The organism is Mycobacterium yunnanensis (genome assembly GCF_025823185.1).
In the GTDB taxonomy this organism is placed as follows: domain Bacteria; phylum Actinomycetota; class Actinomycetes; order Mycobacteriales; family Mycobacteriaceae; genus Mycobacterium; species Mycobacterium yunnanensis.
In genome coordinates, this window is sequence record NZ_JACKVK010000010.1 from 55,629 (window position 1) to 68,602 (window position 12,974).

Consider the following 12,974-nt stretch of genomic DNA (forward strand, 5'->3'; position numbering starts at 1 on the left):
TCGGTTGCGGCCGGGAACCCCGAGGCGGCCTACGCCAGACCCAGTGTCACGCCGAGCCACAACGCCCCCACGGCACCGACGATGCACAGCGGAACGGTCGCCAGCCCCAGCAGGGTGAACTCGCCGAGCCGCGGCGTGATCCCCGCCCCAGAGAGCACCCGCCGCCACAGCAGGGTGGCCAGCGACCCGACGTACGTCAGGTTGGGTCCGATGTTGACCCCGACGAGCATCGCGAGGATGAGGCCCGCCGGTGCACCCGAGCCCAGCGCGGCGAGCATCAGCAGTGTGGCGGGCAGGTTGTTGACGACGTTGGCCAGCACGGCCGACACGGCGGCCACCACGAGCAGGCCGACGAGCGTCGGCGCGTCGGGCAACACCCGCGCGACCGCATGGCCGAGTCCGTGCTCGCTGACCCCGGCGACCACCACGCCAAGCGCGAACACGAAGAGGCAGAACAGCGGTGAGGCGGCCCGCACGATCGTCGGGACGGTGACCGAGCCGCGGCGCAGCCCGGGGGCGGCCAGGGCGACGGCACCCACGACGGCCACCCATACCGGCTCGACCCCGGCGAAACCCGAGACGCCGAAACCAACCAGCGTCAGACCGAGGACGACGAAGGCGTAGACCGGTGTCGCTTGCTCCGTCGGCGCCTCGCGTTCGGCGACGTCGGTGTCGGACTCGGCCGGTTCCGAGTCACGATTGGCGCCTAGATCCTTGCGGAAGAAGATTCGGAACACCGCGTACTCGAGGCCGACGACGACCAACCACGGCAGCGCCATCACCGCCGCGAACGAGACGAAGGTCAACCCCGAGGCCGAGAATGCCAGCAGGTTGGTCAGATTCGACACCGGCAGCAAGGTCGACGCCGAGTTCGACAGGTGGGCACAGGCGTACACGTGCGGCCGGGCACGCACGTGGACCAGGCGCGCCGTGGCCAGTACCACGGGCGTCAGCAGGACGACGGTGGCGTCGAGGCTCAGCACCGCCGTCGTGACCGATGCCGAGACGAAGACCAACGCCAAGAGGCGCCGCGAGCTGTCGCCCGAAGCCCGCGCCAGTGCCGCGCCCAGCCAACGGAACACTCCTTCCTCGTCGGCCAGATGCGCGAGAACCAGGATGGCGGCCAGGAATCCGACCGTCGGGCCCAGCAGCTTCATCTGCTCGAGCGCCGCGCCGGGACTCACGACGCCGCACGCCACCAGGATCGCGGCCACGGGAACCGCCAGCGTGGCTTCGGGCAGTCCTCGCGGTTGAACCATGGCGAACACCAGGACGGCCGCAAGCGCCGCCAACGCGGCCGCCTCGGCCCACACTCCGGTCACCGGTGCACTCTAGGGCTCACCGGCTGACGTCCTTGCTCAGCGCCTCGTAGGCACGCCGGCCGCGGCTGAACGTGGCGGCGTCGCCACCGGCGTCCGGATGGTGCGCCGCGGCGTGGTCGCGCCACGCACGACGCAGCTGCGCGAGGGTGAAGTTGGGCTGCAGTCCAAGCACCGTCAGCGGATCGGTGGGGGGAGCCATCAGTGCCGGTCGCTTCGGCGTCGAGGCGTGTGTCGCCGAGGCAGCCCGGGGGGCGGCGGACTTCTTGGCCGCCTTCCCCGTGGGTGCCTTCTTCGCGGCCGCCTTCTTGACCGGAGCCTTCTTGGCGGCCGCCTTCTTGACCGGAGCGGTCTTGGGCCCCGCCTTCTTCGCAGGTGCCTTCTTGGCTGGCGCCTTCTTCGCTGGAGCCTTCGCGGCGGCCGTCTTCTTGGCGGGCGCCTTCGCGGCGGTGTGCTTCACGGGCAGTTGGTTCATTGCTCTCAGTTCACCGGAATGGGTTCGGATGGTTGGTCATTGGCGCGCCCGAGCGCAGCACGCACCGGCCGGCACCGGCCGGATCGTGGGCCGACGCTACGGCTCCAACCTGAATCCAACCTGAAGACACGTCGATGTTCAGACTTCGCCCACAGTGGGTACTCCCGCTTCGGTTTCCGGAGAACCGGAAGGTCACTTGCGAAGGAATGGAGCGTGCACATGGGCGACAGCGGACCCGAAGAAGGCGTCAAGGGCATCGTCGAGGACGTCAAGGGCAAGGCCAAGGAAGCCGTCGGCGTCGTTACCGGTAACGACGGCCTCCAAGAAGAGGGCAAGGCACAGCAGGACAAGGCCGAAGCCGAGCGTGACGTCGCGAAGAAGGAGGCCGAGGCCGAGGCCGCACGCGCCGCCGAGAAGTCCGCAGAGGCACGCCAGAAGGCCGCCGAGTAGCGCACTTTCACCTCGCTCAGACGGGCGGGCGGACCCTCGAGGTCCTGCCCGCCCGTCTTTCGTTGAACAGTTCCGGCACTAGGTAATTCGACCACTGGGGCGACGCGTCGACGCGACTCGTCAGCGACCCTGCGCCCACAATTGTTCGGTCAGGTCCTGGAATGTCACCAGCGCGATGTCGTCGTCCGCGCGTTGCAGCGCCGACCGGCTCATCACGGCACGGACGGTCGATCCGTCGGCGTGGGACAACCGAACCAGCGAATTTGCGTGCTTCTGCAACCCGGCGACGGCGCCGTCCGATTCGAGCGGCGTCTCGAAGACCTCGGTGAAGTTCCTGGCCTGCATGGCCTCACGGGTCATCCCGAGCATCTCGCCCATCGCGTCGTTGGCGAAGAGCACCGTGCCCTTCTCCGTCACGGCCACGACGGGCACGGGCAGCTGATCCAAGACCCGCAAGGCGGGCAACCGGCGCAGCGTGTCCATCTGCGTTTCGTCATGAGTGCGTGGCCGTCGACGGTCGACGGTCGGTTCGCCAGACTCAGAATCCTGGGACTCGGCGTTCATCTCAACCTCCTCGCTTTCATCGAATGTCTTTGTCAGACACAGCCTTCACGGCAGGTGCCTGGTGTGTGACGACGCCGGTGTCACCGGCGCCTGATCGGCCTCGGGGTCATGCTTCCTGGTGAAGCGCCGAGTCACCGACGAGATCTTCAGCAGGACGCGCGAGACCGCGGTGGGCGATCCGCCGTTGCGGCGCTCGAGGTAGTGACCAAGCTTGGCCAAGACCGTGGCCACCACGGGGAGCAACAAGCTGGCCAGGATCCAACGTCGGACGGGGGTGGCCAAGAGAGCAAGCATGGAGCGGTCCTTTCTGAATGGACGGCTGTCGCCGTCACCGAACGCGGCGTCGCTCGCGTTTACCGGTGTGGATGGTGGTTCGGGTGGCGACCGACGGGTCGGACAGCACGCCGGCGATCTGCGCGCAGACGGCGTCGATGGTCGGGATGAGGCGGTCGGATCGCGGGGTCGCGGTGGTGGTGACGGTGAGGTCGACCGTCCGCGTGCCGCGATCGATCACCGCCTTGCCGCTGGCAGATTCGACGTCGAGGTTCTGCTTGAGGGCCTCTGCCGCGGCAGTGGCGACCTCGCCGAGGTCGACGGTGATCGACCCGGCGTCGTCGCGCCGCAGCGGCAGATCCTTCACCTTGGCGGCCGGGGTGTGCGCAAAGAGCCACCGCAGTGCCACGACGACGAGCAGAACGCCGGCGCCGGCCAGTGCGAAGGGCCACCAACCCGTGCCGGTAGCCGAATGCAGACCGGAGATCGCAACGCGTCTGGGCAGATTCGGCACCGAGCCGGTGGTCCACACCACGAGCGCCGCGCCAAGGGCGACGAGCGCGAGTCCGGCGACGACGGCGGCGATCCGGTCGAAGGTGACGGCTGTGCGGGTCATGTCAGTTGGCTCCCGTCCGGGTACGCACCTTGAGGCGCGGCGTGGTGGTGGTGAAACCGCCGATCGCGTCGGCGACGGCCGTGGTGATCGCTGCCTGCAGGGCGGCGTCGTCCCCGGTGACGTCTGCGGTGACCTTGACGCTCCGCAAGCTCGCCAAAGCGCGGCTGCTCAGCACCCCGGGCACGGATTCGGCTGCGGCACGGGCCAGTCGGGCCACGTCGGCCTTCGCGATCCACACACTGGTCTGGGCGGGGACCTCCAGTGCAGTGGGCCGGCGCGGCCGCAGCGCGGCGACGATCCACCAGAGCCCAACCACGGCGACCACGACGCCGGCGGGCAGCATCCATCCCTGCGGCGTCAGTCCGTCGAGGCCGGCGACGGCGGTGTCGATCCACGCCGTCCCCGTCAGCCAGCCGAAGTGCACGGCGGCGTCGCGCAGCGCGACGGCTCCTGCGGTGAGGATCAGGAACGCGAGGAGCGCGCCGACGTAACCGGCGGCCGGCGCGGCCACGGGTGGTCGACCCGGCGCGGGCCGGACGGCGACGGCTTGTTCACTGGCGGTGGTCATTGCACGGTCCTCGAAGGTTCGGTCAGGGGTAGGACGGCGTCGACTGCGACGTCGACGCCGTCGACGGTCAGGGCGGCATAGTCCTTGAGCGCGGCGACGACGTTGCGTTGCACGGCGGCGCCGACGTCGACGACGGGCTGGGGCCACGCCACGGCGATGTTGACCTGCACGCGGGCCCGGTCACCGGCGACGGCGACGGTGGCGCGGGGCAATTCGCGGCCGGTGATCTTGTCCAGACCCGCGGCGTGCGGGTGCACGCCCTCGGTCAGGCGGGCGGCGTGAACGGCCAGACGCTGGGCGACCTTGTCGCGCACGACGAGCCTGCCGCGCCCACCGGGGTCCTCGGCGGGGTCGACGCCGGTGTGGTCGTCAGCCACGACGGCTCCCGGGGAACAGTGCCGACAGGTCGAATTCGCCGTCGCGCTGGCCGCCGATCAGGTAGCCGGCGACGCCCAGGATGAGGGCGATGACGAAGCCGGTCAGCCCGCCAGCGGCCGCGGCGATGCCGAGCAGCAAGCCGGCGATCAGGCCCAGACTGGATGTGGTCATGTCAACCTCCGAAAGATGGTGCAGTGCGGCGTTTCCGGACTGCAGGGGGATGTGAGTCAGAGTTCGATGTAGCGGCGGCGTCGCCGCAAGAGGCGACGTGGGTCGAGAAGGTGTCGCCTCGTGCGGCGCACCGTGAGACTTACCGGGGGCGGTTGGAAGTGAGTGTCGATCGCGTGCAGCGCCGCGGCGAAGTCGGCTGCGCTGCCACCACGGTCGGGGTGGAGCTCGCGTGCTGCGGCGCGGCGGGCGCTGGCCCGATCCGGGTAGCGGTCCCACCGCGCCACGGTCACGGCGCGGTCGTCTCGGCGACGACGTCCTCCACCGTGACGTCCACGACGCCTCCGGTGACGGCCGCGGCGGCCTCACGGACGAGCGCCGCGGTGTCACGCACCGGGCTGCCGTAGCGCAGCGTCACGTGGACCTCGGTCACGTCGTCCGGGCCGGTGCGGATCCCCGCCACCCGGTGACCGGGGAGGTAGGTCGCCACCTCGCCGAACATGCCGGCATGCAACCCGACGACCCCTGGTACCGCGGTGACGGCGGCGGCGACGAGATCGGCCTGGTCGGGCTCTCTCGTCGGCGGCGTGGCGTCGCCCATGTCGGTGCCGGTCACTGCACCCGGGTGACGGCGTCGTCGGCGGCGTCGTCGTCGTCACCCGCGAGGTGGATGTCGTGGACGGTGACGTTGACCTCGGTGACCTGGAGGCCGGTCATGCGCTCGATGGCGGTGATGACGTTGCGGCGCAGTCCGGTGGCCAGGTCGGCGATCGAAACGCCGTACTCGGCGACGACGTCGAGGTCCACGGCGGCCTGCTTCTCGCCGACCTCGACCGAGACTCCCTGGGAGTGGTTGACGTTGGCGCCGGGGATGCGCTCGCGCAGCGCGCCGACGACGCGGGAGGCGCCGCCGCCGAGTGCGTAGACACCGTTGACCTCACGGGCCGCGATGCCGGCGATCTTGGATACGACGGTGTCGGCGATGGTGGTCTTGCCCTGGGAGCTCACCAGGGTCGAGCTGGTGGCGGCCGAGACGTCCTTGCCGGAGGTCGTGGTGGCGGTGGTGACGGGTTGGGTGCTGGTCATCGTTCTGAACTCCTTGTCGGGTGGTTGGTGAAGTTCGCACTTTGGTGTCGTACGAGATGTAGTCGGTGCCGGAGCGCCGATCCGAACGTGCGATCGGGGTGAACTGACTCACACCGTCCGTGCTCGGCGACGACGAGGGCCGCGCCCACCGCGTGGTGCGGTGGGACGCGGCCCCGCGACTGGTTACTTGAAGGTGTCCTTGATGTTCTCGCCGACCTTCTTCGCGCCGGACACACCCTGGTCCTTCTTGCCTTCGGCCTTGAGGTCGTCGTTGTTGGTGACGTCACCGACGACTTCCTTGGCCTTGCCGATGGCGTCTTCTGCGGCGTTCTTGGCCTTGTCCACGATGCCCATGGTGCTTCCCTTCGTTGTGTCGAACATTGGTTGCCCTCGAGTGGTCCCGAGGGAGTCCTTCGTCAGCGCGACAGAGCGCGCCCGATGCCGGCCTTGGCCGCACGCTTGGCAGCCCGGCGCCCGCGGTGCGTCGGCTGGCGGCGCCGACGCACCACGAACAGGAGCAACACTGCGGCGGCGATGGCGCTGATGACCACGCGGCTGTCGCTGAGCGCGGCGGCCGGGTCGTCGGCGATCTCGGACACCTGTTGCTTGGCGCCGTCGACGGCCTGCCCGACGGACTGCTTGACGTCCTCGGCCTTCTCCGACGCCGTGTCCACTGCAGACGAACCGGCTTCGGTCACCGCGTCGACGACGTCGCCAGCCTTCTCGGTCACCGCGTCGACGCCCTGCTTGACCTTGGCCTCGGCGGTGTCGGCGGCGCCTTCGGCCTTGAGGTCCTCGTTGCCCGTCAGATCGCCGGCGGTCTCCTTGGCCCGTCCGACGGCCTCCTGAGCCTTGTCGGTGAAATCTGCCATCAGCGTCGTCCTTCCTTGAGGTCGTCGCCCCGCCGAATGCCGGTCGGGGCCACCTCGTTTCGAGATGTCGGACGTTGAGTCGGGTGCGGGCGCCGAAACCGAACGCCGCATCGACGTGAACCGGCTCACAGTCAGCGGGGATCGCTGAACTGCGCCCAACCGGGCGGTGGCCGGCCGGCGTGCCATTACTATTTGGCCCGGGCACCATCCCGACCCCCTTCGAGATCGGGTGTGCGGACGTGTTGGGAGCGTGCGTGACGACAGGCACCGGCGGACGGATCGCCGATGCGGGCGACGCCGCCCTGCTCCACGCTGCGGCGCTCGGCGACCGCGAGGCCTTCGAAGTGGTGGTCCACCGGTACGGCCCGCCGTTGCATCGGTACGCACGCAGGCTGCTGGCCAACGAGGCCGACGCCGCCGACGTCGTGCAGGCCACGTTCATCGCCGCGTGGCGCCAGCTCGAGACCTTTCAAGGCCGGTCGTCGTTGAAGACGTGGTTGTTCTCGATCTGCTCGCACAAGATCACCGACAACTATCGCGTCAAGCGCGCCCAGCCGATCGACGACCAGCTCATGGAGGCGATCCCGGCTCCACAGCGCAGTTCGGACCCGTTCACCGCGGCGTCTAACTCGGCGTTCCTGGTTGCACTGGAGGCGGCCCTGTCCGAGCTCCCGTATCGTCAGCGCTCATCCTGGGTACTCCGCGAAATAGAATCCTTGACGTTCCCCGAGATCGGGACGGCCTTGGACATGAGTCCCGACGCGGCACGCGGCCATCATTTCCGCGCCACCGCAACACTGCGCGCCCGACTGGAAAGGTGGCAATGAGTTCTCCGCCCCCGCCCCCGGACCCGCTGTTTCGCGCGATCGAATTCCTTCGGTCGGCGCCCGAGCCCGGGTGGAACGCCATCGCCGGGCGCGTCATCTCCTCGATCCGCAGCACCGCCAGGACCGGCGGACACCCGTTGGTGGCGCAAACTCCGCCCGGCATGGGTGGTCGCGGTCGGCTCTTCGTCAGCGACCACGTGTTGCGCAGTACCTTGGCCGTCGAACTGCGGCAGCGCTACCTCTGCGCTCCGACGCGCATCACGTTCGACATGGACGACGAGAGCAAGACGCTGCGCGGGGTGACGATCGAGCTCACCGGTAGCTACGGAACCGATCTGCGACAGCTCGCCGATCACATCCGGGTGACCACTCTCGACGTCGTCGCCGACCTCCTCGGGCAGACGGTCGGACAGGGGCCGGTCGACGTGACCGTGACCGACGTCGTCACCGGTGATCCGCTCGGCGCCTGATCATCCCAGTTGAGAGCGTCATCGCGCGGTGACGCTTGAAACGATCCGCGTCCCGGCGGAAAATCGTCGACGTTGCCCGACATCCTGGCGACGGCGGAATACCCGTGCCTCGTCCCGATGTTGGCCACGCACGTAGGAGTCGTTCGCACGGGAGGATGAATGAGTACCGCGACCGACGGCCACCGGTCGTCCGGCGCACCGCAGCCGGAGGACGAGGCGCGAATCTCCGAGGCGGTGCGTGACATCGCCGAGCAGCGCGCCCTCATCGAACAAGCCAAGGGCATGTTGATGTACATCTACGGCTTGGACGAGCACGGTGCGTTCGACCTGCTTCGCTGGCAGTCCCAGCAACACAACGTCAAGCTTCGGCTGCTCGCCGAACAGGTGGTCAAGGACATCTCGGAGCTCGGTAAGCGCAACCCCGTTCCCGATCGGATCGAGCACGACCGGTTGTTGCTCACCGCCCACCTCCGGGTGCCGTCCGCGAACCCCGAAACGCGTTCGGATGCGTAGCTGCCCAGCCAGTTGGGTAGCAACACAAGCGGAGGGGTCACATCCCGGGGTGTGATGACCTCAAGCCCTTGGTGGTTCCGACCAGAGCCACCAAGGGCGTCCCCTCTTCGTCAACCAGGGCTAACCGACGCCTTCGTCGGCCTTCGACTATGTTGAATGATTGTCATTGTCATTAAGCGTGGTCGGAGGATGTGTGGTCTTGCACGGAATGGTCGCCAAGGCGGCGTCGACGGTGGTCACCGGAGCCGTCGGTGTTGCGGCATATGAACTGATCCGCAAAGCCGCCACGAAGGCGCCGGTGCACGAGGCGTCGGTGGCAGCCACGGCGTGGGGGCTACGGGGCACCCGCAAGGCCGAGGAGGCCGCCGAACGTGCCAGGCTGAAGGTGGCCGACGTGGTCGCCGAAGCCCGCGAACGCGTCGGCGAAGAGGCCCCGCCACCAGCGGTCCACGGCGCCTCCGACGGCCACGCGCACTGAGCCGTGACGGCGCCGACGGTTCTGTCCGACGCCGCGGGGCGAATGCGGGTCCATGCGCCGTGGGTTCGTAGCAGCCCGGCGCTGGCGGTGTCACTCGAGGACGAGGTCGCGAAGGTTCCCGGTGTCCGTGCGGTGCACGCGTACCCACGAACCGCCTCGGTGGTGGTGTGGTACTCCCCCAAGCGATGTGACGCCGCGGCCGTTCTGGACGTCATCGCCGACGCCCGTAGCGATTCGCCCACCGCCGCGGCACCCTACCGTGCACCGCATTCGGCCGACGTGGGCAACGCCGACGTGGCCCGGATGGTCCTCGGCGGAATTGCCTTGCTGCTGTTGGGTTCTCGGCGATACGTCTTCGGCCGCCCTGCGCTGCTGGGGCCGACCGGTCGCGTCGTCGCCACCGGCGCGACCGTCATCACCGGTTATCCGTTCCTGCGCGGGGCCTTGCAAGCGCTACGCGGGGGGCAGTCCGCGGGCACCGACCTGCTGGTCTCGGCGGCGACGGTGGCGAGTCTGGTGTTGCGTGAGAACGTCGTCGCGCTGACGGTGCTCTGGCTGCTCAACATCGGCGAGTACCTGCAGGATCTGACGCTGCGGCGGACACGTCGCGCAATCTCGAATCTGTTGCAGGGCAACCAGGACACCGCCTGGGTGCGGTTGGCCGACGGAAGCGAGATCGAGGTCGAGATCGGCACGCTCGCGGTCGGCGATCTGGTGGTAGTCCACGACCAGGTCGCGATCCCGGTCGACGGCGAGGTCGTCGACGGGCAGGCCGTCGTCGACCAGTCGGCCATCACCGGCGAGACGCTGCCCGTCACCGTGTCCGACGGCATGCGCGTGCACGCCGGCTCGGTGGTCGCACGGGGCCGCATCGTCGTGCGGGCCGACGCCGTGGGCAGCCAGACCGCCATCGGGCGGATCATTCAGCGCGTCGAGGAGGCCCAGCGGGACCGGGCCCCCATTCAGACCGTGGGCGAGAACTTCTCGCGACGCTTCGTGCCGGCGTCGTTCCTGGTGTCTGCCGTGAGCCTCGTCGTGACCGGCGACGTGCGTCGAGCGATGACCGTGTTGCTGGTGGCCTGTCCGTGCGCGGTTGGCTTGGCCACGCCAACGGCGATCAGCGCCGCGATCGGCAACGGAGCGCGGCGCGGCATCTTGATCAAGGGTGGTTCCCACCTCGAGGAAGCCGGCCGGGTCGACGCGGTGGTGTTCGACAAGACCGGCACCCTCACCGTCGGCCGGCCCGTGGTGACCAACGTCGTCGCCTTCGGCGCGGGCTGGGAGCCCGAGCAGGTGCTGGCATATGCGGCCAGCTCGGAAATTCACTCACGACACCCGTTGGCCGAGGCGGTGATTCGCTCCACCGAGGAACGGCACATCGCGATCCCGCCGCACGAGGAGTGCGAGGTGATCGTCGGGCTGGGCATGCGCACCAAGTCCGACGGACGCACGCTGCTGCTCGGCAGTCCGTCGCTGCTGCACCGCGAGGAGGTGCAGGTGACCGACAAGGCTGCCGAGTGGGTGACTCTCCTGCAGCAGCGGGCCGAGACGCCGCTGCTGCTCGCAGTGGACGGCCAGTTGATCGGGCTGATCAGCCTGCGCGACGAAGTGCGACCCGAGGCGCGGTCGGTACTGACGACCTTGCGCGCCAAGGGTGTTCGACGCGTCGTCATGCTGACCGGAGACCACCCGGAGACCGCTCGTGCGGTCGCGACGGAGTTGGGCATCGAGGAATGGCGCGCCGAAGTGCTGCCCGAGGACAAGCTGGAGGTGGTGCAGGCGCTGCGCGCCGACGGGCACGTGGTGGCCATGGTCGGCGACGGGGTCAACGACGCTCCCGCCCTGGCGGCCGCCGACATCGGCATCGCGATGGGACTGGGCGGCACGGACGTCGCGGTGGAGACCGCCGACGTCGCCCTGGCCAGTGACGATCTGCGACGCCTGCTCGACGTCCGGATGCTCGGCGACCGGGCGGTGACGGTGATCCGGCAGAACTATGCGATGTCCATCGCGGTCAACGCGATTGGGCTGCTGGTGGGTGCCGGCGGCGCCCTGTCGCCCGTGCTCGCCGCCATCATGCACAACGCGTCGTCGGTGGCGGTCGTAGCCAACAGCTCCCGGTTGATCCGTGATCAGTTGAGCGACCGGTCGAACCCGGCGACCCTCCGGGATGGAGACCACTCGGCAGGAATCTGACGACATTGGGCAGTTCTGCCACTCGCCGGGGTGACCGGCCGCGGGAAGCATGGATCACGTACCCGATCAGGAAGGCCGGTCGTGAGCCATTTCACCACCCTGCTGGAACGCAATCGCGCGTTCGCCGACGGCGGCCGCGAAGCCAGAAACGGCTTCCCGACCCTGCCGTTCATCCCCCATCAGACCTCTTTCGTCATCACCTGCGTCGACCCTCGAACCGACCCCGCCGCGTTCCTGGGCATCGAACTCGGCGACGCCATCGTGTTGCGCAACGTCGGCGGTCGGGTCACCGACGCCGTCATCCAGGACGTCGCCTACATCGGCTATCTGGTCGACAGAATCGCACCGCAGGGACCGTACTTCGAAGTCGCGATCATTCACCACGATGACTGCGGCTCAACGCTGTTGGCCGACGACGCGCTTCGTGCCGGATTCGCCGAACGCAGCGGCTATGACGAGGAAATGCTCAGCCGCCTGCCGGTACTCGACCCGGAACGCACCGTGCGCCACGACGTCGACCTGCTGCTCTCCGACGGGCGGATGTCGGCGGGAATCACGGTGTCGGGCCACGTGTACGACGTTCACACGGGGCTGCTGACCACGGTCGTCGAAGCGCAGTCGCCCTCGGCGCGGGCGAGGTCGGTCTAGGCTCCGAGGATGCACCGGGTGGTGACGCTCGCCCTGCCCCAGGTCGTCGCGTTCGACCTGGCCATCCCGGCGCAGATCTTCGGTCATTACACCGAACGGCATCTGTACGACTTCAGCGTGTGCGCGGAGCGGCCCGGGCCGGTGCCGTCGTCGACGGGTTTCGACATCACGGCCACCGTCGGACTCGAGGCGCTCGACGATGCCGACACGGTGATCGTCCCCGGCTTCCTGCCGCTCGACGATCCACCGGATGCCGTCTCGACCGCCCTGCGGCGCGCGGCCGCGCGCGGCGCCCGAATGGCCTCGGTGTGCATCGGGGCGTTCGGGTTGGCGGCCGCGGGGCTGCTCGACGGCCGCACGGCGACCACTCACTGGGCGCATGCCGACGAGTTGGCGGCACGGTTCCCGGAGGTGACGGTGCGACCAGACGTGCTGTTCGTCGACGAGGGGCAGGTGCTGACGAGCGCGGGTATCGCGGCGGGCATCGATCTGTGTCTGCACATGTATCGCAACGACCAGGGTGCCGAAGCCGCCGCGGACGTCGCTCGGCGGATGGTCGCCGCCATTCACCGCCCCGGCGGGCAGGCGCAGTTCATGCCCCGGCCGCTGCCCGGCGGAGGATCGCGGATGGCCGAGACGTGCGCGTGGGCCGTCGCGCGGATCGACCAGCCGATCACCGTGGAACACCTTGCCGGACATGCCGGTTACGCACCACGAACCTTCGCGCGGCACTTCCGCGAGGAGACCGGGATGCCACCGCTGCGCTGGCTCACCGCCCAGCGCGTCCTGGAGGCGCGTCGCTTGCTGGAGGCCACCGACCTCGGCGTCGACGAGGTCGCCCGTCGATCCGGGCTCGGGACCGCCGCCAATCTTCGCCTGCACCTCGCGCGGGAGGCGTCGACCACGCCGTCGTCGTATCGCAACGCGTTTCGGCGGCCGGCGAACGAGTCCTAGGTGTGATGTCCAGGGAGGTTGGTCAGTCTGGTGACTGGTGGGCGGCCTCCGATGGCGGAGTGGGCTCGGTGGTGATTGTAGAAGTGCAGCCAGCCCGGTAGCGCGGTGTTGCGTTGGTC

General features: G+C 69.1%; 21 protein-coding genes and 1 pseudogene. 8 read left to right on the top strand and 14 right to left on the bottom strand.

Annotation, left to right across the window (positions count from 1 at the left end; all coding sequences use genetic code 11):
• Nucleotides 1-29: 29 nt before the first annotated feature.
• The gene (locus H7K45_RS19630) at nucleotides 30-1,322 is read right to left on the bottom strand and encodes an SLC13 family permease (protein ID WP_263997632.1); all 1,293 of its coding nucleotides are present in this window, start codon (nucleotides 1,320-1,322) and stop codon (nucleotides 30-32) included.
• 16 nt (nucleotides 1,323-1,338) lie between these two features.
• Nucleotides 1,339-1,794: a hypothetical protein gene (locus H7K45_RS19635; RefSeq protein WP_263997633.1), complete on the bottom strand. Its 456-nt coding sequence runs from the start codon at nucleotides 1,792-1,794 to the stop codon at nucleotides 1,339-1,341.
• Between the two features lie 219 nt (nucleotides 1,795-2,013).
• Between H7K45_RS19635 and mbp1 the strand changes: the two genes are divergently transcribed.
• Nucleotides 2,014-2,244 (top strand): microaggregate-binding protein 1, encoded by a 231-nt coding sequence (mbp1, locus tag H7K45_RS19640; protein WP_263997634.1) that lies wholly within the window; start codon nucleotides 2,014-2,016, stop codon nucleotides 2,242-2,244.
• Nucleotides 2,245-2,364: 120 nt separating this feature from the next.
• On the opposite strand, the gene H7K45_RS19645 is transcribed toward mbp1, so the two are convergent.
• The 11 genes from H7K45_RS19645 to H7K45_RS19695 all read right to left on the bottom strand — a co-directional run bounded on the left by H7K45_RS19645 (nucleotide 2,365) and on the right by H7K45_RS19695 (nucleotide 6,769).
• Nucleotides 2,365-2,727 (bottom strand): PAS domain-containing protein, encoded by a 363-nt coding sequence (locus tag H7K45_RS19645; protein WP_263997635.1) that lies wholly within the window; start codon nucleotides 2,725-2,727, stop codon nucleotides 2,365-2,367.
• A 126-nt stretch (nucleotides 2,728-2,853) separates the two neighbouring features.
• The gene (locus H7K45_RS19650) at nucleotides 2,854-3,102 is read right to left on the bottom strand and encodes a hypothetical protein (protein ID WP_263997636.1); all 249 of its coding nucleotides are present in this window, start codon (nucleotides 3,100-3,102) and stop codon (nucleotides 2,854-2,856) included.
• Between the two features lie 34 nt (nucleotides 3,103-3,136).
• Nucleotides 3,137-3,697, bottom strand: coding sequence for an Asp23/Gls24 family envelope stress response protein (locus H7K45_RS19655; protein ID WP_263997637.1), 561 nt, complete (start codon nucleotides 3,695-3,697; stop codon nucleotides 3,137-3,139).
• Nucleotide 3,698: 1 nt separating this feature from the next.
• Nucleotides 3,699-4,265, bottom strand: coding sequence for a DUF6286 domain-containing protein (locus tag H7K45_RS19660; RefSeq protein ID WP_263997638.1), 567 nt, complete (start codon nucleotides 4,263-4,265; stop codon nucleotides 3,699-3,701).
• The gene (locus H7K45_RS19665) at nucleotides 4,262-4,642 is read right to left on the bottom strand and encodes an Asp23/Gls24 family envelope stress response protein (protein ID WP_263997639.1); all 381 of its coding nucleotides are present in this window, start codon (nucleotides 4,640-4,642) and stop codon (nucleotides 4,262-4,264) included. The genes H7K45_RS19660 and H7K45_RS19665 overlap by 4 nt, the downstream gene beginning before the upstream one ends.
• Nucleotides 4,635-4,814: a hypothetical protein gene (locus H7K45_RS19670; protein WP_263997640.1), complete on the bottom strand. Its 180-nt coding sequence runs from the start codon at nucleotides 4,812-4,814 to the stop codon at nucleotides 4,635-4,637. The genes H7K45_RS19665 and H7K45_RS19670 overlap by 8 nt, the downstream gene beginning before the upstream one ends.
• A 56-nt stretch (nucleotides 4,815-4,870) precedes the next feature.
• The gene (locus tag H7K45_RS19675; protein ID WP_263997641.1) at nucleotides 4,871-5,104 is read right to left on the bottom strand and encodes a hypothetical protein; all 234 of its coding nucleotides are present in this window, start codon (nucleotides 5,102-5,104) and stop codon (nucleotides 4,871-4,873) included.
• Nucleotides 5,101-5,427 carry an Asp23/Gls24 family envelope stress response protein gene (locus tag H7K45_RS19680; protein ID WP_372512593.1) on the bottom strand — a complete coding sequence of 109 codons (327 nt, stop codon included), beginning with the start codon at nucleotides 5,425-5,427 and terminating at the stop codon, nucleotides 5,101-5,103. The genes H7K45_RS19675 and H7K45_RS19680 overlap by 4 nt, the downstream gene beginning before the upstream one ends.
• Nucleotides 5,424-5,897 (bottom strand): Asp23/Gls24 family envelope stress response protein, encoded by a 474-nt coding sequence (locus H7K45_RS19685; protein ID WP_263997642.1) that lies wholly within the window; start codon nucleotides 5,895-5,897, stop codon nucleotides 5,424-5,426. The genes H7K45_RS19680 and H7K45_RS19685 overlap by 4 nt, the downstream gene beginning before the upstream one ends.
• Before the next feature lie 183 nt (nucleotides 5,898-6,080).
• Nucleotides 6,081-6,251, bottom strand: a complete 171-nt coding sequence (locus H7K45_RS19690) for a CsbD family protein (protein ID WP_149483423.1) — start codon at nucleotides 6,249-6,251, stop codon at nucleotides 6,081-6,083.
• Nucleotides 6,252-6,313: 62 nt separating this feature from the next.
• Nucleotides 6,314-6,769 (bottom strand): CsbD family protein, encoded by a 456-nt coding sequence (locus H7K45_RS19695; RefSeq protein WP_263997643.1) that lies wholly within the window; start codon nucleotides 6,767-6,769, stop codon nucleotides 6,314-6,316.
• A 254-nt stretch (nucleotides 6,770-7,023) separates the two neighbouring features.
• Between H7K45_RS19695 and H7K45_RS19700 the strand changes: the two genes are divergently transcribed.
• The 7 genes from H7K45_RS19700 to H7K45_RS19730 all read left to right on the top strand — a co-directional run bounded on the left by H7K45_RS19700 (nucleotide 7,024) and on the right by H7K45_RS19730 (nucleotide 12,855).
• Entirely contained in the window at nucleotides 7,024-7,596 is a 573-nt protein-coding gene (locus H7K45_RS19700; protein ID WP_263997644.1) for an RNA polymerase sigma factor, read from the top strand.
• A complete protein-coding gene (locus H7K45_RS19705) occupies nucleotides 7,593-8,066 on the top strand; it encodes a hypothetical protein (protein WP_263997645.1) in 474 nt (157 codons plus the stop codon). Before H7K45_RS19700 ends, H7K45_RS19705 begins: the two co-directional genes overlap by 4 nt.
• Before the next feature lie 159 nt (nucleotides 8,067-8,225).
• Nucleotides 8,226-8,579: an ANTAR domain-containing protein gene (locus H7K45_RS19710; protein ID WP_263997646.1), complete on the top strand. Its 354-nt coding sequence runs from the start codon at nucleotides 8,226-8,228 to the stop codon at nucleotides 8,577-8,579.
• 193 nt (nucleotides 8,580-8,772) lie between these two features.
• The gene (locus H7K45_RS19715; protein WP_263997647.1) at nucleotides 8,773-9,057 is read left to right on the top strand and encodes a DUF1490 family protein; all 285 of its coding nucleotides are present in this window, start codon (nucleotides 8,773-8,775) and stop codon (nucleotides 9,055-9,057) included.
• A gap of 42 nt (nucleotides 9,058-9,099) precedes the next feature.
• Nucleotides 9,100-11,253 (top strand): heavy metal translocating P-type ATPase, encoded by a 2,154-nt coding sequence (locus H7K45_RS19720; protein ID WP_263997655.1) that lies wholly within the window; start codon nucleotides 9,100-9,102, stop codon nucleotides 11,251-11,253.
• A gap of 81 nt (nucleotides 11,254-11,334) precedes the next feature.
• Nucleotides 11,335-11,901 (top strand): carbonic anhydrase, encoded by a 567-nt coding sequence (locus H7K45_RS19725; protein ID WP_263997648.1) that lies wholly within the window; start codon nucleotides 11,335-11,337, stop codon nucleotides 11,899-11,901.
• A 9-nt stretch (nucleotides 11,902-11,910) separates the two neighbouring features.
• Nucleotides 11,911-12,855 (top strand): GlxA family transcriptional regulator, encoded by a 945-nt coding sequence (locus H7K45_RS19730; RefSeq protein ID WP_263997649.1) that lies wholly within the window; start codon nucleotides 11,911-11,913, stop codon nucleotides 12,853-12,855.
• Here the strand turns inward: H7K45_RS19730 and H7K45_RS19735 are convergent.
• Nucleotides 12,852-12,974: pseudogene (locus H7K45_RS19735) on the bottom strand (IS481 family transposase); the annotation flags it as partial. The gene H7K45_RS19730 and the pseudogene H7K45_RS19735 sit on opposite strands and share 4 nt — an antisense overlap.